Below are 18,104 nucleotides of genomic sequence, written 5' to 3'. Positions count from 1 at the left end.
GCCTGTCGGGCCGTGGCGTAGGTCTCGATTGTTACCGATGGGTAGCTCTCGGACGAGCAGGTCGGATAGCGTATGAGCGTGTTCAGGGGGCCTTTCGGGGCCCCTTGGCGACACGCCGCCAGGAAAGTTCGTGAAGTTCTTCACAAGGAATTCCGCCCCGTGGAAGCACGAAAAGGGCCCGGTTGGGCCTTCCGGGGGCCCAACAGGCCCTTGAACGTGTTCAGAAGGGGTGTGGGAAGCTTCCCTGGAGGGCGCTCACGAGGGGGTGTCACGGAGGGCTCACCCCGCCTCCGATGACGCGGAGAGGCAGCTCACGCGGCATTGACAACGGGACGTACCGCCCCGCGGAGGCCTCGCCGCCACCTGCCCCGCGACAGCGAGTCGCGGAGGATAACACACCCCCTGCAAGAGCTTGTGAAGGGGCGCACGAGCGACCCCCCTGGGGCAGGTGGATACTCGATGGCATGAGCACCACGGAGCGTCCCAGGATCCTCGTAGTAGGCGGTGGGTACGTAGGCCTGTACGCAGCTCGGCGCATCCTCAAGAAGATGCGCTACGGCGAGGCGACCGTCACGGTCGTCGACCCCCGGTCGTACATGACCTACCAGCCCTTCCTCCCCGAAGCCGCCGCCGGCAACATCTCCCCGCGCCACGTCGTCGTCCCGCTGCGACGCGTGCTGCCGAAGGCGGAGGTTCTCACCGGCCGGGTCACCACCATCGACCAGGACCGCAAGGTCGCCACGATCTCGCCGCTGGTCGGCGAGGCGTACGAGCTGCCCTTCGACTACCTGGTGATCGCGCTCGGCGCGGTCTCCCGCACCTTCCCGATCCCCGGCCTCGCCGAGCAGGGCATCGGCATGAAGGGCATCGAGGAGGCCATCGGCCTGCGCAACCACGTCCTCGAGCAGCTCGACAAGGCCGACTCCACGAACGACGAGGAGATCCGCCGCAAGGCGCTCACCTTCGTCTTCGTCGGCGGTGGCTTCGCCGGCGCCGAGACCATCGGTGAGGTCGAGGACCTGGCCCGCGACGCGGCCAAGTACTACAAGAACGTGTCCCGCGAGGACATGCGCTTCATCCTCGTCGACGCCGCCGACAAGATCCTCCCCGAGGTCGGCCCCAAGCTGGGCGCCTACGGCAAGGAGCACCTGGAGAGCCGCGGTGTGGAGATCTACCTCTCCACCTCGATGGACTCCTGCGTCGACGGCCACGTCGTGCTGAAGAACGGCCTCGAGGTCGACTCCAACACCATCGTGTGGACCGCCGGCGTCAAGCCGAACCCGGTCCTGTCCCGCTACGGCCTGCCGCTCGGCCCCCGCGGTCACGTCGACTGCGCCCCGACCCTCCAGGTCCAGGGCACCGACTACATCTGGGCCGCCGGCGACAACGCGCAGGTCCCGGACCTCGTCGGCCGCAAGGCGGGCAACGAGAACGCCTGGTGCCCGCCGAACGCCCAGCACGCGCTGCGCCAGGCCAAGGTCCTCGGCGACAACGTGATCTCCGGTATGCGGGGCTTCCCGCAGAAGGACTACAGCCACGGCAACAAGGGCGCCGTCGCGGGCCTCGGCCTGCACAAGGGCGTCGCGATGATCGTCATGGGCAAGATGAAGATCAAGCTCAAGGGCCGTCTCGCCTGGTACATGCACCGCGGCTACCACGGTCTGGCCATGCCGACCTGGAACCGCAAGGTCCGCGTGTTCGCCGACTGGACCCTCGGCATGTTCCTCAAGCGCGAGGTCGTCTCCCTCGGCGCGATGGAGCATCCTCGCGAGGAGTTCTACGAGGCCGCCAAGCCGGCCCCGGTCGCCGCCGCGCCCAAGGAGAAGACCGAGGCCAAGGCCTCCTGACCGGCTGCGGTCGCTGAACGAATCGAAGGGCCCCCTGCCATCCGTGGTGCAGGGGGCCCTTCGGCGTACCTGGGGGCTGTGCCGCAGACCCCCCTGAAAGACAAACGCCAACGGGGGACTGCGCAGCACCCCCTTTTTTGTTTATACGTGGTGTTGGACATTCCGGGATCGTTGTCACGGAGGTGTGCACCATGGCCGACGCTGCCCCGCGGCTGAAGAGCCTCGTCGAACAGTTGCTGGGGGTTCCGCTCCCGGTGCGCATCCGCGCCTGGGACGGTTCGCAGGCGGGGCCGCCGGGCGCACCGGCGCTGGTCGTGCGGAACCGGCGGGCGGTACGGCGGCTGCTGTTCAAGCCGGGGGAGCTGGGGCTGGCCCGTGCCTGGGTCGCCGGGGACCTGGACATCGAGGGGGACCTCTACGCCGCCCTCGATCTGATGTCGGAGCTCGTGTGGGAGCGCGGGGAGGACGCCAGGAGCCTGTTGCAGATGGTGCGCGACCCCGAGGTGCGCGCCGCAGCCCGCGGCCTGGTGAAGGTCGCCGGGCTCCCGCTGCCACCGGCCCCGCCCCGCGAGGAGGTCCGCAGGGCCCGCAACCATCTGCACACCAAGCGCAGCGACCGGCGCGCCATCAGCCACCACTACGACGTCGGCAACGACTTCTACGAGATCGTCCTCGGACCGTCGATGGTCTACTCGTGCGCCTACTGGCCCACCCCCGACGCCACCCTGGAAGAAGCCCAGCGCGACAAGCTCGAACTCATCTGCCGCAAGCTCGCTCTGACGACCGGTCAGCGGCTGCTCGACGTCGGCTGCGGCTGGGGCTCCCTGGCCATCCACGCCGCCCGCGAGTACGGCGTGAACGTCGTCGGGATCACCCTGTCGCAGGAACAGGCCGCCTACGCCCGTAAGCGCGTCGCGGACGAGGGGCTGACCGACCGGGTCGAGATCCGGGTGCAGGACTACCGGGACGTCCCCGACGGGCCCTACGACGCCATCGCCTCCGTAGGCATGGCCGAACACGTGGGCAAGGAACGGTACTTGGAGTACGCCGAGGACCTGTACCGCCTCCTGAAGTCCGGCGGGCGGCTGCTCAACCACCAGATCGCACGGCGCCCGCAGCGCGACGAATCCTCGTACAGCGTCGACGAGTTCATCGACGCCTATGTCTTCCCCGACGGTGAACTCGCCCCCCTCGGCAGCACCGTCGGGCAGCTGGAGCGCGCCGGGTTCGAGGTGCGGGACGTGGAGGCCATCCGCGAGCACTACGGGCTCACCCTGCGCCGCTGGGTGGCCAATCTGGAGGCCGACTGGCCCCGCGCGATGCGGCTGGCCGGGCCCGGCCGCGCCCGTGTCTGGCGGCTGTACATGGCCGCCAGCGCCCTCGCCTTCGAGCGCAACCGCATCGGCGTCAACCAGGTGCTGGCGGTGCGGACACCCGAGGGCGGGGCCTCCGGGATGCCGCTGCGCGCCCGCACCTGGGGTGCGTGAGTCCCGTACGTACGAAGGGGCCCCGTCCGGCGAGCGAACGGGGCCCCGAGCGTCGTACCGCTACTCCGACTTGATCGCCGTCAGCATGTTGAGCCGCGCCGCCCGGCGGGCGGGCCACAGGGCCGCCAGGACGCCGACCGTCGCCGCCAGCAGGAGGAAGACGGCCATCCGCGTCCAGGGCAGGACCAGTTCGTACGTCGCCATCTTCGTGCCGAGGAGTTCACCGGCCGCCCAGCCGAAGAACACGCCCAGGCCGATGCCGAGCACGCCGCCGAAGAGCGAGATGACGAGGGACTCCAGCCGGACCATCCGCTTGATGCCCTTGCGGTCCAGGCCGATCGCGCGGAGCATGCCGATCTCCTGCGAGCGTTCGAAGACCGACATGGCCAGGGTGTTGATGACACCGAGGACCGCGACGATCACCGCCATGGCCAGCAGGCCGTAGAGCATGTTCAGCATCAGGGTGAAGACCTGCGCGATGTCGTTCGACAGGTCCTGCTTGCTCTGGACCTTGATGGCAGGGTTGGTGCCGAGGGCCTTGACCAGCTTGTCCTTGGTCGCGTCGGAGGCTCCGTCCGCAGTCCTGACCAGGACCCGCATGTCGCTGGGGGCGGTCATGTGCGGGGTGACGAGGTCCTTGTCGAGCAGGATGCCCCGGATCAGGTCGTTGCCCTCGTAGATCCCGGAGACCGTCAGACGGGAGGACTTGCCGTCCTCGTAGTGCGCGGTGAAGGACGAACCCGCCTTCCAGCCGTGGGACTTGGCGGTGTCCTTGTCGACGGCCACCTGGGTGCCGCCCACCTTGAAGGTGCCGTTGTCCACCTTCAGGTCGGTCAGCTCGGCGATCGCCGGGCCGTTCACACCGGTCAGGGACTCGCCCGTGCCGTCGATGCGCGAATAGACGTTGCGCAGCGGACTGGTGGCGGTCACCCCGGCGGTGGTGTCCAGCTTGTGGTCGACGTCCGGGGAGAGCTCGTTGCCGTTCGCCATGGAGACGACGTAGTCGGCCTTGATGGCGGACGACGCCATCTTGTCGATCGACTTCTGCAGGCTGCCCGCCATCACCGTCATACCGGTGATGAGGGTGAGCCCGATCATCAGCGCGGAGGCGGTGGCGGCCGTACGGCGCGGGTTGCGCACCGAGTTCTGCCGGGCCAGCTTGCCCGAGACGCCGAAGACGCGCAGCACCGGAGCCGCGGCCGCGATCAGCGGGCGGGACAGCAGCGGCGTGAGGATGAAGACGCCGATGATGAGCAGGACCGCCCCGAGCCCCATCGGCGCCTGGCCGTCCGAGCCGTCCATCGTCGTGGCCGCCAGCACGGTCGCGACGCCCGCTGCACCGAACAGCGCGCCCAGCGTGTTGCGCAGCACCAGCGACTTGGTGGTCGCCTGCGCATGCACGCTGCTCATGGCGGCGACCGGCGGGATCTTCGCGGCCCGGCGGCCGGGCAGCCAGGCGGCCAGCATGGTGATGACGACGCCCACCGCGAGGGCGCTCGCGACCGTGCCGGGCGAGACGACCAGCGGCCCGTCCGGGACGGTGGCGCCCAGCGTGTTCATCAGGGAGCGCAGTCCCGCGCCGATGCCGATGCCCGCGACCAGTCCCGTGACGCCTGCCACCACGCCGACCACGAAGGCCTCGATCAGCACGGACCGGGTGACCTGGCGGCGGGAGGCGCCGACGGCACGCAGCAGGGCCAGTTCCTTGGTGCGCTGGGCGACCAGCATGGTGAAGGTGTTGGCGATGATGAACGTGCCGACGAACAGCGCGATGCCCGCGAACACCAGCAGGCCCTGCCTCAGCCCGCTCATCGACGAGGAGATCTGCTGGGCCTGGTCGGCGGCGAGCTTCTTGCCGGTGGTGGTCTCGACGAGCTTCGTCCCGAGCGCGTTGTCCAGTCCGGCCTTCAGCGCGGTCTGGGAGGTGCCGGAGGCGGCCTTCACATCGATCTCGTCGTACGTGCCGGGCTTGCCGAACAGCTTCTGGGCGGTGGCCGTGTCGAAGAGGGCGAGGCTGCCGCCGGCGGCGACATTGCCGTCGTCGGTCGTGAAGACGCCGCTGATGGTCGGGGTCAGAACCGGGCCGTTCACGGACAGGCGGACCTCGTCGCCGACCTTGTACCCGGCGCGCTCGGCCGTCTTCGCGTCGATGGCGACCTGGTGTGCGCCGTGCGGCGCGCTGCCGGACCTCAGCGGGTACCGGGCGTCCTTGTCGCCCCAGTAGTTGCCGCCCTGCGACTGGAAGCCGCCGCCGACGAGCTTGCCGTCCTTGTCGGCGATGGCGGTGAAGCCGCTGACGACGCCGACCGCGGACGCGGCCCCCGGCACCTTCGCGCTCCTGTCGAGCATGGCCTGGGTCAGCTCGGGCGTCTTGCTGATGGTGTTGCCCTTGTCCTCCTGGAACTTGGCCTGCACGGCCACGTCGACCCGGTCGAAGCCCTTGGCCGAACTGTTCTGGTAGGCATCCGAGATGGTGTTGGTGAAGACCAGGGTTCCCGACACGAACGCGACGCCGAGCATCACGGCGAGCACGGTCATCAGCAGCCTGGCCTTGTGCGCGAGTACGTTGCGCAGGGCGGTGCGGAACATCAGCTGGTGCGGCCCTTCGCGTCGAACTGCTTCATGAAATCGAGCACGCTCTCCGCCGTCGGCTGGAGCATGTGGTCGACGATCCGGCCGTCCGCCAGGAACACCACCCGGTCCGCGTACGCCGCAGCCACCGGGTCGTGGGTCACCATGACCACCGTCTGCCCCAACTCCCTTACGGAGTTGCGCAGGAAGCCCAGTACCTCGGCGCCGGAGCGGGAGTCGAGGTTTCCGGTGGGCTCGTCGCCGAAGATGATGTCGGGCCGGGAGGCGAGCGCGCGGGCCACGGCCACGCGCTGCTGCTGGCCGCCGGAGAGCTGGGCCGGGCGGTGACCGAGACGGTCCCGCAGCCCCACCATGTCGATGACCCGCTCCAGCCACTGCCGGTCTGGCTTACGGCCCGCGATGTCCATCGGCAGGGTGATGTTCTCCAGGGCCGTCAGCGTCGGCAGCAGGTTGAACGCCTGGAAGATGAAGCCGATCTTGTCCCGGCGCAGCTTCGTGAGCTGCTTGTCCTTGAGCGAGCCCAGCTCGGTCTCGCCGATGCGCACGGAGCCGGAGGAGAAGGTGTCGAGACCGGCCACACAGTGCATCAGCGTGGACTTGCCCGACCCGGAGGGGCCCATGATCGCGGTGAACTCGGCCTGCCGGAACTCGACGGAGACCCGGTCGAGGGCGACCACCTGGGTCTCGCCCTGTCCGTAGATCTTCGAGAGATCCGTGGCTCGTGCGGCCACGGTGGTGGTCGACCGGTCGGCGACGGGTGTGGTGGTCACGGGCAGGAACTCCTCGTGGGACGACGTCTTGAAGGGACGTGTTCCATCGTGGTGGCCGGAGTCCGCCGTGTAGTCAGCCGCTGTTCCGGTTCCCGGGGGCGACTTCGGAGGGACCCGGGTGCGCCGTGTCATACCTGGGGATGACGGGCACCCCTGACGGCCAGCGCCCCGGCGGCCCCGGCGGACACCCGGTCGAGAACCGGTGGAGCACCCTCGTTCGGGCGGTGAAATTCCGTCATTCCGCATACACCGCCGACCGCCGCACGCAAGGCTATTGGCAAGTGCGGATGGCCCGTTCCATGGGCTGATGCACCCTCAGACGTCAATAAAATAAGACAACATCGGTCCCCCGTTCCGCTGTTCGGGGGATGTATCCCGATAGGCTCGGAATCTCGACGCGGAGCCCATGGCCTGCCCGGATGGTGGAATGCAGACACGGCGAGCTTAAACCTCGCTGCCCCTACGCGGGCGTGCCGGTTCAAGTCCGGCTCCGGGCACCACCATGTCGTCGATGCGTGGCGATACCTGCACCCTGCATTGAAGACTTCACCGCGCAACCCGTTGACATCGGGCCTGAGCGGACGGAAACTCACGTCAGAAATTGAGTGAACTAAATTTCACTGGACGAACACAGAACTGGCGACGACCAAAGGATGCAGGGATGCGCACCACCGTCGGCATCATCGGAGCCGGCCCCGCCGGTCTCCTCCTCGCCCGGCTGCTCCACAACGCCGGCATCGACTCGGTCGTGCTGGAGAGCCGCGACCGCGCCTACGTCGAGCAGCGCCAGCGCGCCGGGATCCTGGAGCAGGGGACGGTGGACGTGCTGCGCGCGGCCGGCGCCGCCGAGCGCATGGACCGCGAGGGGCTGCGCCACGACGGCATCGAGCTGCGGTACGCGAAGAAGCGCCGCCGGGTCGACTTCCCCGCCCTCACCGGCGGCCGGTCCGTGATGGTCTACGCGCAGACCGAGGTGTGCAAGGACCTCATCGCCCTCCAGCTCAAGGAGGGCGGCCCGCTGCTGTTCGAGGCGGAGGCGCTGGCCGTCGAGGGCGCGGACACCGACCGCCCGTCCGTCCGGTTCCGGCACGAGGGCCGCGAGTCCGTCCTGGAGTGCGACTACGTCGTCGGCTGCGACGGCTTCTGGGGCGTGGCCCGCCAGGCGGTCCCGGCCGAGCTCGCCCGGGTCTTCGAGCGGACGTACCCCTTCGGCTGGCTCGGCATCCTCGCCGACGTGCCGCCCTCGCACGACGAGCTCGTCTACGCCCGCCACGACCGCGGCTTCGCCCTGCTGTCCATGCGCTCCCCGTCCGTCTCCCGCCTCTACCTCCAGGTGCCCGAGGGCACGGACGCCGGGGAATGGGGCGACGAGGAGATCTGGGCCGAGCTGGAGCGCCGCTTCGAGACCGAGGACGACTGGCGGCTGGAGCGCGGGCCGATCACCCAGAAGTCGGTGACCCCCATGCGGTCGTACGTCCACGAGCCCATGCGCCACGGCCGGCTCTTCCTCGCCGGGGACGCGGCACACATCGTGCCGCCGACCGGAGCGAAGGGGCTGAACCTGGCCGTGGGGGACGTCGTGACCTTCGCGCAGGCGCTGACCCACCGGAAGGAGACCGGTTCGGCGGAGCTGCTCGACTCCTACTCCGAGACCTGTCTGCGCCGCGTCTGGCAGGCCGAGCGGTTCTCGTACGACATGACGACCCTGCTGCACCGCAGCCCCGACGCCACGCCCTTCGAGGACCGGCTGCAGCTCGCCCGGCTGGAACGCATCGCCTCCTCGCGGGCGGCCGAGACCGACCTCGCCGAGGGCTACACGGGCTTCCCGCTGCACTGACGTACAGGCGTCCGACGTACGGACGGCGTAAGCAGCTGATCTCCGATGGGTTCCGGCCATGTCGCAGCTTGGTCATGAATGGGGCCCCGCGGTGAGGGGAATCACGGATCCGCGTAGCGTGTTGCGCACCACGACGAGGGAAAGATCCTCCCCAAGCACTAGGGTCAATCCTTTGCCTACCCATTACCCTTGATGCTCAAGGCCGCGCACGGCGGCCACGGAGGAGTGCAATGAGGAGCAGAAACCCGGTCTTCTCGCGACGGGGGTTCAGCCGCGACAACGGCTACGCGGGCTTCAACGCCGCGCCGCAGGCCGGGGGCCCCGCCGTCGCCACGCAGGGCAACCCGTACGCCCAGCCGACCGGCAACCCGTACGCGCAGAACCCCTACGCCCAGCAGGGCCTGCAGCAGGGCGCCCCGCCGCAGGCGCCGGACACTACCGGCCGGATGACGATGGACGACGTCGTGCTGCGCACGGCGTCCACGCTCGGCACGCTGATCGTGACGGCCGCGCTCGCCTGGGCGCTGCTGCCGGTCGACGACGCCCACATCGGCCGGTCCTACGGCATCGGCATCGGCGCCGCGCTGATCGGCATGGTCCTGGCGTTCGTCCAGTCCTTCAAGCGGACGGCCTCGCCGGCGCTGATCCTGTCGTACGCCGCGTTCGAGGGTGTCTTCCTCGGCGTCGTCTCCAGCATCGTCGACAACCGCATCGCGAGCGGCGCGGCCATGCAGGCCGTGATCGGCACGATGGCGGTCTTCGCCGCGGTGCTGATCGCCTACAAGGCCGGCTGGATCCGCGTCAACCGCCGTTTCTACGGCTTCGTGATGGCGGCCGCGCTCGGCTTCGTGCTGCTGATGATGGTGAACATGCTGTTCGCCGTCTTCGGCGGCGGTGACGGCCTCGGCTTCCGCAGCGGCGGGCTCGGCATCTTCTTCGGTGTCATCGGCGTCATCCTCGGCGCCTGCTTCCTCGCCCTGGACTTCAAGCAGGTCGAGGACGGCATCGCCTACGGCGCGCCGAAGGGCGAGGCGTGGCTGGCGGCCTTCGGTTTGACGCTGACACTGGTGTGGATCTACATGGAGTTCCTGCGGATCCTCGCGATCCTGAACAGCAACGACTAGTCGCCGACGTCGTCCCAGCGAAGGGCCCCGGGTTCCGATCCCGGGGCCCTTCGCCGTCGTGCAGTGCGCGCCTAGAGGAATTTGCGCGCGGCCCTCCTCAGGTCGTACTCATGAACAATCGCCTTGGCGTGGCCGTACGCCAGATTGTGCTCGTGGCGGAGCCAGCTGACCTTCTCCTCGAAGTTGAAGAGAGCCGGGCCTTCCTCGACGGCGCGAAGCCAGTCTGAGACCTCACGGCCGGTGCAGTGGGGGATGCGGGCTAGCAGGTTGCGATGGGTCTCCTCGGAGAAGACTTGGGACATCGGCGCCTCCGGACGCAAAGGGGATGTAAGCCGGTCCTTCAGGTCACCGTGCCTGAGCGTTCGCCCGTTGGCAACAGTCGGGATGCGACGCGTACGCTCCACTGCGTGGTTGATACGACGCCCTTGACTCGTGCCGTTGATCACTTCGCCGACCGTTTGCGGGCCGCACCTCAGAGTCGGCTGCAGCGCGGCGCCGCCGCCGAGGCCCTGGAGTTGGCCAGGGAGATGGCCCGGCGCGCCCAGGCCGTGGAGGAACCCGGAACCGAGCCCCGTGAGATGCCCGACGCCGGGATGTTCGCCGCCGCCGACCAAATCACCGTCGCCGTGCATGACTTGGCCCTCGTACTGAGTGACGAGGGCCAGGTGCAGGAAGCTGTGCGGTTGGTGGAGGAGGCGCAGAAACGCGCCGGGGTGTGATCCCTACAGGGACGCTATGACCCGGTCCGCCAGGATGTAGACGTTCTCCTCGCCGCACTCGAACGTCAGCGTGTACGCGCCCGAGATGCCCGAGCCGCCCAGCAGGACCGGGGATTCGCCCGCGCGCAGGGCCGCGGCGAGGCGTTCCGCCGTTTCGCGGTGGCCCGGGGTCATGCAGAGGGTGGTGCCGTCGGCGAAGACGTAGACGTCGAGGGTGCCGAGAGGGCCCGGGCGGACGTCGGCCAGTTCCACGCGGGAGGCGGCGAGTTCCTCAAGGGTGGCCACCGTGCGCTCGTGGTCGTTCACGACCGGTGACTGGACCGGGACGAAGTCCGGGTGGGAGGGGTGGCGGCGGCGGGCCGCGGCCAGTTCGGGGGAGTCCCCCGCGAACTCGTCGGCGTCCGCGGTCGGCTCGCTCACCGGCTCCAGGCCCATGAAGTCGGCCTGCCGGGGCAGGAACAGCTCGCTGTCCGCAAGGCCCAGCAGCGAGGGCGCGTCGGAGGCGTCACGGGCCTCCTGGGCGGCCCAGAAGGCGCGCGCCTCGGCCAGCTCGCGCTCACGCTCCTCGGCGAGCGCCTCGGCCACCGCGGCACGTATGTCGTCGGCCTCCGAGGAGGGGCGGGCGGCCGGCACCAGACCGCGGGCGGAGCGGTGCTCGGCGAGCTGGGTGTGCAGTGCCGCGACCTCACGGCGCAACACCATGAGCGTCCGCAGGACGGCGACACCCACGGCGCCCGTGGCGGCCGTGATGACCAGCAAGGTGATCGGCATGGCGCTCACTGACGTACTCCCGGTTCAAAGTCGACCCCCGACTTCCTACATCAGCTTGAAGGGCGGACTAACCAGCTGTCAGTGCGTAACGTCACGAAACGGGCAGGACTTTGGGTCCGGGGTTTAGTGGCGCGCCCGCCTTGACCTGCGTAAATCCTCCTTCTAAGGGAGATAGGTCACATCCTGGGGGAGATTGGATCACAAAATGGCCCGGAGGGCCGGGGTTTCCCGGACTCCGGGCCATCGGCTCACGGTGGGTGCCGAGTTGACTACCGAGAGGTGGGGTCAGGGGTTCAGCTGAGGCGCTCGATGACCATCGCCATGCCCTGGCCGCCGCCGACGCACATCGTCTCCAGACCGAACTGCTTGTCGTGGAACTGGAGGGAGTTGATGAGCGTGCCGGTGATACGGGCGCCGGTCATGCCGAAGGGGTGGCCGACGGCGATGGCGCCGCCGTTGACGTTCAGCTTGTCGAGGTCGATGCCGAGGTCGCGGTAGGAGGGGATCACCTGGGCGGCGAACGCCTCGTTGATCTCGACCAGGTCGATGTCGTCGATGGTGAGGCCGGCCAGGCGCAGCGCCCGCTGCGAGGCCTCGACCGGGCCGAGGCCCATGATCTCCGGGGACAGGCCCGAGACGCCGGTCGACACGATGCGGGCGAGCGGGGTGAGGCCGAGCTCGCGGGCCTTGGTGTCGCTCATGATGACGACCGCGGCGGCGCCGTCGTTGAGGGGGCAGCAGTTGCCGGCGGTGACCAGGCCGTCGGGGCGGAAGACCGGCTTGAGGCCCGCGACGCCCTCCAGGGTGACGCCCGCACGGGGGCCGTCGTCCTTGCTGACGACCGTGCCGTCGGGGAGGGTGACCGGGGTGATCTCGCGCTCCCAGAAGCCGTTCTTGATGGCTTCCTCGGCGAGGTTCTGGGAGCGGACGCCGAACTCGTCCATGTCCTGGCGGGTGACGCCCTTGAGGCGGGCCAGGTTCTCCGCGGTCTGGCCCATCGCGATGTAGGGGTCGGGGAGCAGGCCGTCCTCGCGCGGGTCGTGCCAGGTGGTGCCCTCCTGCTGGGCGACGGCCTCGGTGCGGGCCTCGGCCTCGGCGAAGAGGGGGTTGCGGCCGCTGGGCATGTCGGAGCTGCCGTTGGCGTAGCGGGAGACCATCTCGACGCCGGCCGAGATGAAGACGTCGCCCTCGCCGGCCTTGATGGCGTGCAGGGCCATGCGGCTCGTCTGGAGCGAGGAGGAACAGTAACGGGTGATGGTGCAGCCGGGCAGGTGGTCCATGCCCATCTGTACCGCCACGATCCGGCCCAGGTTGTGACCCTGCTCGCCGCCGGGGAGGCCGCAGCCGAGGTGCAGGTCGTCGATGTCGCGCGGGTCCAGTTCGGGCACCTTGGCGAGGGCGGCCTGGATGATCGTGGCGGTCAGGTCGTCGGGACGCAGGTCCTTGAGGGAGCCCTTGACGGCGCGGCCGATGGGGGAGCGGGCGGTCGAGACGATCACGGCTTCGGGCATCACGGCTCCATTGGCGTACGGGGGGTGTTCTTCCGGGCAGGCCTGGTTGGGAAGTTACCCGTACGTATGGCTTGGGTCACGGGTGTCGCCGTGTGACCCTGACCGCAATTTTCTAAGCGCTTGCTTTGTCCGCCCCCGCCGCCCCTTCCCGTCCCGACCCTGGGGGCTGCCGCCCCCAGCCCCCGCTTTCGGCCTGAACGGCCTCGTCCTCAAACGCCGGACGGGCTGAAAAACCAAAGCCCGGCCGTCGAAGACTCAGCCCCTCCGGCGTTTGAGGAGCGGGGGTCCGGGGGCTGGCCCCCGGGTCGGGACGGGAAGGGGCGGCGGGGGCGAGAATCACTGGGACGGCTGCTGCACGGGGGCCCGGTCGGGCTCCGGGACCCGGCGCCTGCGCCTCCGCTTGAGCAGGGCCCACGGGCCCCGCGGACCCGTCGGCATCGCTGCCGTGACCTCCGTGCCCGCCTCCGACGCGGCCTCCGCGGCCGCCTTGGCCACCGGCAGGAACCCTTCCCGGCGCGTGACGTCGGGGCGCTCCTCCTCGGCCGGCCACAGTTCCAGGGCAGCGCAGACCGTCGGCAGCACCGCCATCGCCGCCGTGGCGTACCCTTCGGCCGAGGGGTGGTAGTTGTCGGGGCCGAAGAGCTCGCGGGGGTTCGCCTCGAACTCCGGGCCGAGCAGGTCGCCCAGCGACACCGTGCGCCCGCCCTGTTCCACCGTGCCGATCGTCTGGGCCGCCGCCAGCTGGCGGGAGGCCCGGCGGGCCAGCCAGCGCAGGGGCTGCTGGACCCGCTCCACCGTGCCCAGGTCGGGGCAGGTGCCGACCACCACCTCCGCACCGGCCGTCCGCAGCCTCCGTACCGTCGACGAGAGGTGACGTACCGAACGGGTCGGCGGCATCCGGTGGGTGACGTCGTTCGCGCCGATCATGATCACGCAGATGTCCGGCACCAGCGCGGGGTTCGCCAGGACCAGCGCCACCTGGCGGTCCAGGTCGTCGGACGTGGCCCCCGGGAGGGCCACGTTGTGGAGTTCCACCGGGCGTTCCGCCACCGCGGACAGCCCGGAGGCCAGCAGCGCGCCCGGCGTCTGGCTCGCCCGGTGCACGCCCTGCCCCGCCGCCGTGGAGTCACCGAGCATGGTCAGGCGCAGGGGCGGTTCGTCGGGGGTGGCGTACGTGGTGCCGTAGAGGCCGTCCGCCACGGGGACCCGGCCGCCGGAGCCGTTGCCCACATGGCGCCTGGCCATCCGGACCTCCGCCAGCAGCAGGCCGACCGCGGCCGCGCCGGCCAGGCCGATCCCGCCACCGCCGTACGCAGCGCCGGCCGCGATCCGCCGGGCCACCCTCGCCCTCGACATGCTCGTCATACGTCGCCGCCACCTCCTCGAAGCCGTACATCCACTCCTTGCCCCGTACCGGCCGTTCGCCAATCTCAACGGCGCGTGCTGTGCCTTCTGGGGGAAACCCCCAGACCCCCCAGCTCCCCCGGGCCGTAGGCTGGCGGGACAATCACGACCACTTCTTTGCAAGCATCCGGAGACAACGGTGCATTTCCACGACTCGATGATCAGTCTCGTCGGCAACACCCCGCTGGTGAGGCTCAACAGCGTGACCAAGGGCATCCGGGCGACCGTCCTGGCCAAGGTCGAGTACTTCAACCCCGGCGGCTCCGTGAAGGACCGCATCGCCCTGCGCATGATCGAGGCGGCGGAGGAGAGCGGCGCGCTCAAGCCCGGCGGGACGATCGTGGAGCCGACCAGCGGGAACACCGGCGTCGGCCTGGCCATCGTGGCGCAGCAGAAGGGGTACAAGTGCATCTTCGTGTGCCCCGACAAGGTGAGCACCGACAAGATCAACGTGCTGCGGGCGTACGGGGCGGAGGTCGTCGTCTGCCCGACGGCCGTCGACCCCGAGCACCCGGACTCGTACTACAACGTCTCCGACCGGCTGGTGCGTGAGACGCCGGGCGCGTGGAAGCCCGACCAGTACTCCAACCCCAACAACCCGCTCTCCCACTACCACTCCACCGGCCCCGAGCTGTGGGAGCAGACCGAGGGGAAGATCACCCACTTCGTGGCGGGTGTGGGCACCGGCGGCACCATCTCCGGCACCGGGCGGTACCTCAAGGACGTGAGCGACGGCGGCGTACAGGTCGTGGGCGCCGACCCCGAGGGCTCCGTCTACTCGGGCGGCTCCGGGCGGCCGTATCTCGTGGAGGGCGTGGGTGAGGACTTCTGGCCCACCGCCTACGACCGGACCGTCGCCGACGAGATCGTCGCGGTCTCCGACAAGGACTCCTTCCAGATGACCCGCCGGCTCGCCAAGGAGGAGGGGCTGCTCGTCGGCGGTTCCTGCGGTATGGCGGTGGTGGCGGCCCTGCGGGTCGCCGAGCGGCTGGACGAGAACGGCGTCGTGGTGGTGCTCCTGCCGGACAGCGGACGCGGGTACCTCTCCAAGATCTTCAACGACGAGTGGATGGCCGACTACGGCTTCCTGGAGGACGAGGGCCCGAGCGCCCGCGTCGCCGACGTCCTCAGCGACAAGGTGCACGGCGCCATCCCGTCCCTCGTCCACATGCACCCGGACGAGACGGTCGGGCAGGCCATCGAGGTGCTGCGCGAGTACGGCGTCTCGCAGATGCCGATCGTGAAGCCGGGCGCCGGCCACCCGGATGTGATGGCCGCCGAGGTCGTGGGCTCGGTGGTGGAGCGCGAGCTGCTCGACGCCCTGTTCACCAAGCGGGCCTCCCTGGAGGACCCGCTGGAGAAGCACATGTCGGCCCCGCTGCCCCAGGTGGGCTCCGGCGAACCGGTCGGCGACCTGATGTCGGTGCTCGGCGCCGCGGACGCGGCGATCGTCCTCGTGGAGGGCAAGCCGACCGGTGTGGTCAGCCGGCAGGACCTGCTGGCCTTCCTCGCCAAGGGCGGGAAGTAGCGGCAAACGTCCGGTGAACGGCGGGTGCCGGAGGCGAACTTCCGTTTGCCTACCGAAGTGGTGGACTTCGTCGAAGTGGTACGAGCGTGTCACGTCCACGCAGCACACGCTTAACACGGGTCCGGCACATTAGTGGGTGTCGGCAGGGCGGGAGCGGCTCCCCGCCCCCGCCGACACCGAAACGTCCAAGGACCTCCGGAGCGGCTCCCGGACCTCCATGGACGCCCGGACGTGAGACCCGGCCCTGACCCGGTCAGCGTCCTTCGCGGGGACCGCCGTCGTCCCGCCCCCCGGCAACGGGGGTGCGGCGGTCCCCGCGCATATCTCTTTCTGCGGGGCTACGCGCCCGTGGTGGCCCAACAGCGCAAGGCGCTCCGCCGTCTCCGAACCCGGCTCCGGGGTGTACGCCACGATCGTCTGGTCCGGTTCCGACGGGAGGGACAGGGACTCGTACGGCAGGGTCAGCAGGCCTGCGACCGGGTGGCGGACGCGCTTGACGCCGTACATACAGGCCTTGACCTGGTGGTCGGCCCACAGGCGGCGGAAGTCGTCGCTCTTGAGGGAGAGTTCGCCGACGAGTTCGCACAGCTCGCGGTCGTCGGGGCGGGAGCCCGCGCTCAGCCGCAGGTGGGCGACGGTCTGGGCGGCGATCGCGGCCCAGTCGGGATAGAGGTCGCGGCCCTCGGGGTCCAGGAACACCTGGCGGACGATGTTGCGCCGCGCGGGGGCCATGCGGCTGAAGCCGTTCAGGGCGTCGGCGAGCGCGTTCCAGGCCAGGACGTCCATCCGGGGCCCGAGGACGAACGCCGGGGTGCGGTCCATGCTGTCGAGCAGCAGCTGGATGCCGGGGCGGACGCGGGGCGCGGACCGGCGGCGGCCACCCTTCTTCGGCGGTCGTGCCACCGTGTGCAGATAGGCGTGTTCCGTCTCGTTCATGCGCAGTACGCGCGCGATGGCGTCCAGTACCGCGTCCGAGACGCTCGTGCCTCGCCCCTGTTCGAGCCGGATGTAGTAATCGACGCTGACGCCCGCCAGCTGCGCCACCTCCTCCCGGCGCAGACCGGGCACGCGGCGCCGCCCGTGCGAGGCCAGCCCCACCTCCTCGGGCTGGATGCGGGCGCGGCGCGAGCGCAGGAAATCTCCGAGGTCCCCGTCCATGGGTTCGATCGTAGGGGAGGGGCGGTGTTCGAACCTGGTACTGGCAGACCCAGGAAAAGCTCATCCCTGGGTAGGGCCGGCCGGGCGGCGCAGGGTGGTGGGCGTCGCCGGGAAACACCCGGGCGACTTCCTTGCCAAGGAGCACTCATGTCGTACGAGAACCTGGCCGGCCGTACCGCTGTCGTCACCGGGGCCGCGAGCGGGATCGGCGAGGCCGTTGCCGTGCTGCTGGCCGCGCAGGGCGCCAGGGTCGCGCTGCTGGCCCGGCGCCGGGAACGGCTGGACGCGATCGTGGAGAAGATCCGGGCGAACGGCGGGCAGGCGCTCGCCGTGGTCGCCGATGTGACCGACGGCGGGTCGGTGGACGCGGCCGTCGAGCGGATCCACGCGGCCTACGGGACCGTCGACCTGGTCGTGAACTCGGCCGGAGTGATGCTTCCGAACCCCGTCGACGACGGGCGGGCCGACGAGTGGCAGCGGATGCTCGACACCAACGTCAGCGGAGTGCTGCGGGTGATCCGCGCCTTCACCGGTGACCTGGTGGGCGCGGCCGCGGACGGCCGTACCGCGGACCTCGTGAACATCTCGTCCATCGGCGCGCACATCACCTTCCCCAACTACGCGGTGTACGGGGCGACCAAGGCCGCCGTCACCTATCTCTCGCAGTCTCTGCGGGGTGAGTTCGGGCCGCGTGACGTGCGCGTCACCAACATCGAGCCCGGGCTGACCGAGACCGAACTGGCGCAGCACATCGACAGCGACTCGCTGCAGGAGCAGGTGCTGGGAATGGCCGAGGCGCTGGGCTCGCTGTCGGCCGAGGAGGTCGCCGATGTCGTGGCCTACGTCAGCAGCCGTCCCCGGCACGTCAACCTGCGGCAGATCATGGTGCTGCCGACCCGGCAGGCGTGAGGTCAGTCCTCCCAGCGGTCCTCGTCCTTGGCGCGGCTGCGGCGGTGGCCGAGGAGCGCTGGGTTGGAGCGGGCAGCCTGGACGAAGTTGACGCCGACGATGCCGGCCCAGACGGTGAGCAGGCCGGGCAGGCCGTCGCCGAGCGAGCCGCCGATCGCGGAGAGCGGGATCGCCAGGATCAGGGAGACCAGGCCGAAGCCGAAGCGCTCGCCCCACGTGTCCGTGGGCCTCGGCGACTTCGCGCCCCGGGCCACCACCATCTGCTGCTCGGCGAGCTGCCGGCGCACCCGGCGCTCGACCGCGCCGTCGATGCGCTGGTCGACCTTCTCCAGGAACGAGTCGACCAGGGCCGACTCGTACTCCTGGCCGAGTTCCCTGCGCGCCTGGAGGGTGGCGTTGAGTTCCTTCTTGAGCTCGGCGTCCCGCGTGTCCATCCCCGTCTCCATT

At 70.0% G+C, this 18,104-nt stretch carries 14 protein-coding genes, 1 tRNA gene and 1 pseudogene; 8 read left to right on the top strand and 8 right to left on the bottom strand.

Annotated elements, in window-relative coordinates; all coding sequences use genetic code 11:
- Window positions 1-464 precede the first annotated feature (464 nt).
- Both ACWCRD_RS38840 and ACWCRD_RS38835 read left to right on the top strand, forming a co-directional pair.
- Window positions 465-1,847, top strand: coding sequence for an NAD(P)/FAD-dependent oxidoreductase (locus tag ACWCRD_RS38840; RefSeq protein ID WP_450970397.1), 1,383 nt, complete (start codon window positions 465-467; stop codon window positions 1,845-1,847).
- Between the two features lie 191 nt (window positions 1,848-2,038).
- Window positions 2,039-3,334 (top strand): class I SAM-dependent methyltransferase, encoded by a 1,296-nt coding sequence (locus ACWCRD_RS38835; RefSeq protein WP_450970396.1) that lies wholly within the window; start codon window positions 2,039-2,041, stop codon window positions 3,332-3,334.
- Between the two features lie 60 nt (window positions 3,335-3,394).
- Here ACWCRD_RS38835 and ACWCRD_RS38830 read toward each other — a convergent pair whose 3' ends face one another.
- Both ACWCRD_RS38830 and ACWCRD_RS38825 read right to left on the bottom strand, forming a co-directional pair.
- Window positions 3,395-5,923: an ABC transporter permease gene (locus ACWCRD_RS38830; protein ID WP_450970395.1), complete on the bottom strand. Its 2,529-nt coding sequence runs from the start codon at window positions 5,921-5,923 to the stop codon at window positions 3,395-3,397.
- The gene (locus ACWCRD_RS38825) at window positions 5,923-6,696 is read right to left on the bottom strand and encodes an ABC transporter ATP-binding protein (RefSeq protein WP_450970394.1); all 774 of its coding nucleotides are present in this window, start codon (window positions 6,694-6,696) and stop codon (window positions 5,923-5,925) included. Before ACWCRD_RS38825 ends, ACWCRD_RS38830 begins: the two co-directional genes overlap by 1 nt.
- Window positions 6,697-7,109: 413 nt before the next feature.
- On the opposite strand from ACWCRD_RS38825, the gene ACWCRD_RS38820 reads away from it, so the two are divergent.
- The 3 genes from ACWCRD_RS38820 to ACWCRD_RS38810 all read left to right on the top strand — a co-directional run bounded on the left by ACWCRD_RS38820 (window position 7,110) and on the right by ACWCRD_RS38810 (window position 9,657).
- A tRNA-Leu gene (locus tag ACWCRD_RS38820) sits at window positions 7,110-7,196 on the top strand.
- Window positions 7,197-7,357: 161 nt separating this feature from the next.
- Window positions 7,358-8,533: a 4-hydroxybenzoate 3-monooxygenase gene (locus tag ACWCRD_RS38815; protein ID WP_450970393.1), complete on the top strand. Its 1,176-nt coding sequence runs from the start codon at window positions 7,358-7,360 to the stop codon at window positions 8,531-8,533.
- A 230-nt stretch (window positions 8,534-8,763) separates the two neighbouring features.
- Window positions 8,764-9,657: a Bax inhibitor-1/YccA family protein gene (locus ACWCRD_RS38810; protein ID WP_450970392.1), complete on the top strand. Its 894-nt coding sequence runs from the start codon at window positions 8,764-8,766 to the stop codon at window positions 9,655-9,657.
- A gap of 71 nt (window positions 9,658-9,728) precedes the next feature.
- On the opposite strand, the gene ACWCRD_RS38805 is transcribed toward ACWCRD_RS38810, so the two are convergent.
- On the bottom strand, window positions 9,729-9,959 hold the full coding sequence (locus tag ACWCRD_RS38805; RefSeq protein ID WP_115907750.1) for a DUF4287 domain-containing protein: 231 nt from the start codon (window positions 9,957-9,959) through the stop codon (window positions 9,729-9,731).
- 105 nt (window positions 9,960-10,064) lie between these two features.
- Here ACWCRD_RS38805 and ACWCRD_RS38800 point away from each other — a divergent pair, with 105 nt between their 5' ends.
- A complete protein-coding gene (locus ACWCRD_RS38800; protein ID WP_450970391.1) occupies window positions 10,065-10,376 on the top strand; it encodes a hypothetical protein in 312 nt (103 codons plus the stop codon).
- A 3-nt stretch (window positions 10,377-10,379) separates the two neighbouring features.
- On the opposite strand, the gene ACWCRD_RS38795 is transcribed toward ACWCRD_RS38800, so the two are convergent.
- The 3 genes from ACWCRD_RS38795 to ACWCRD_RS38785 all read right to left on the bottom strand — a co-directional run bounded on the left by ACWCRD_RS38795 (window position 10,380) and on the right by ACWCRD_RS38785 (window position 14,023).
- Window positions 10,380-11,156 carry a hypothetical protein gene (locus tag ACWCRD_RS38795; protein WP_450970390.1) on the bottom strand — a complete coding sequence of 259 codons (777 nt, stop codon included), beginning with the start codon at window positions 11,154-11,156 and terminating at the stop codon, window positions 10,380-10,382.
- Window positions 11,157-11,440: 284 nt separating this feature from the next.
- Window positions 11,441-12,658, bottom strand: coding sequence for an acetyl-CoA C-acetyltransferase (locus tag ACWCRD_RS38790; RefSeq protein ID WP_450970389.1), 1,218 nt, complete (start codon window positions 12,656-12,658; stop codon window positions 11,441-11,443).
- A 336-nt stretch (window positions 12,659-12,994) separates the two neighbouring features.
- On the bottom strand, window positions 12,995-14,023 hold the full coding sequence (locus ACWCRD_RS38785) for an SGNH/GDSL hydrolase family protein (protein WP_450970388.1): 1,029 nt from the start codon (window positions 14,021-14,023) through the stop codon (window positions 12,995-12,997).
- A 178-nt stretch (window positions 14,024-14,201) separates the two neighbouring features.
- Here ACWCRD_RS38785 and ACWCRD_RS38780 point away from each other — a divergent pair, with 178 nt between their 5' ends.
- Window positions 14,202-15,590 carry a cystathionine beta-synthase gene (locus tag ACWCRD_RS38780; RefSeq protein WP_450970387.1) on the top strand — a complete coding sequence of 463 codons (1,389 nt, stop codon included), beginning with the start codon at window positions 14,202-14,204 and terminating at the stop codon, window positions 15,588-15,590.
- A gap of 354 nt (window positions 15,591-15,944) precedes the next feature.
- Here ACWCRD_RS38780 and ACWCRD_RS38775 read toward each other — a convergent pair.
- Window positions 15,945-16,748 (bottom strand): annotated as a pseudogene (locus ACWCRD_RS38775) (helix-turn-helix transcriptional regulator); the annotation flags it as partial.
- A gap of 147 nt (window positions 16,749-16,895) precedes the next feature.
- On the opposite strand from ACWCRD_RS38775, the gene ACWCRD_RS38770 reads away from it, so the two are divergent.
- Window positions 16,896-17,657 carry an SDR family oxidoreductase gene (locus ACWCRD_RS38770; protein ID WP_450970386.1) on the top strand — a complete coding sequence of 254 codons (762 nt, stop codon included), beginning with the start codon at window positions 16,896-16,898 and terminating at the stop codon, window positions 17,655-17,657.
- 2 nt (window positions 17,658-17,659) lie between these two features.
- Here the strand turns inward: ACWCRD_RS38770 and ACWCRD_RS38765 are convergent, their stop codons facing one another.
- Entirely contained in the window at window positions 17,660-18,091 is a 432-nt protein-coding gene (locus ACWCRD_RS38765; protein WP_450970385.1) for a hypothetical protein, read from the bottom strand.
- Window positions 18,092-18,104: the final 13 nt, after the last annotated feature.

This window comes from Streptomyces sp. NPDC002092 (genome assembly GCF_053593775.1).
The sequence above is the reverse complement of the archived record's forward strand: the minus strand, read 5'-3'. Positions and strand labels throughout refer to the sequence as shown.

Coding starts and splice junctions, on each gene's coding strand:
- ACWCRD_RS38840 (WP_450970397.1), top strand. CDS start 465: ATGAGCACCACGGAGCGTCCCAGGATCCTCGTAGTAGGCGGTGGGTAC.
- ACWCRD_RS38835 (WP_450970396.1), top strand. CDS start 2,039: ATGGCCGACGCTGCCCCGCGGCTGAAGAGCCTCGTCGAACAGTTGCTG.
- ACWCRD_RS38830 (WP_450970395.1), bottom strand. CDS start 5,923: ATGTTCCGCACCGCCCTGCGCAACGTACTCGCGCACAAGGCCAGGCTG.
- ACWCRD_RS38815 (WP_450970393.1), top strand. CDS start 7,358: ATGCGCACCACCGTCGGCATCATCGGAGCCGGCCCCGCCGGTCTCCTC.
- ACWCRD_RS38810 (WP_450970392.1), top strand. CDS start 8,764: ATGAGGAGCAGAAACCCGGTCTTCTCGCGACGGGGGTTCAGCCGCGAC.
- ACWCRD_RS38805 (WP_115907750.1), bottom strand. CDS start 9,959: ATGTCCCAAGTCTTCTCCGAGGAGACCCATCGCAACCTGCTAGCCCGC.
- ACWCRD_RS38790 (WP_450970389.1), bottom strand. CDS start 12,658: ATGCCCGAAGCCGTGATCGTCTCGACCGCCCGCTCCCCCATCGGCCGC.
- ACWCRD_RS38785 (WP_450970388.1), bottom strand. CDS start 14,023: ATGACGAGCATGTCGAGGGCGAGGGTGGCCCGGCGGATCGCGGCCGGC.
- ACWCRD_RS38770 (WP_450970386.1), top strand. CDS start 16,896: ATGTCGTACGAGAACCTGGCCGGCCGTACCGCTGTCGTCACCGGGGCC.
- ACWCRD_RS38765 (WP_450970385.1), bottom strand. CDS start 18,091: ATGGACACGCGGGACGCCGAGCTCAAGAAGGAACTCAACGCCACCCTC.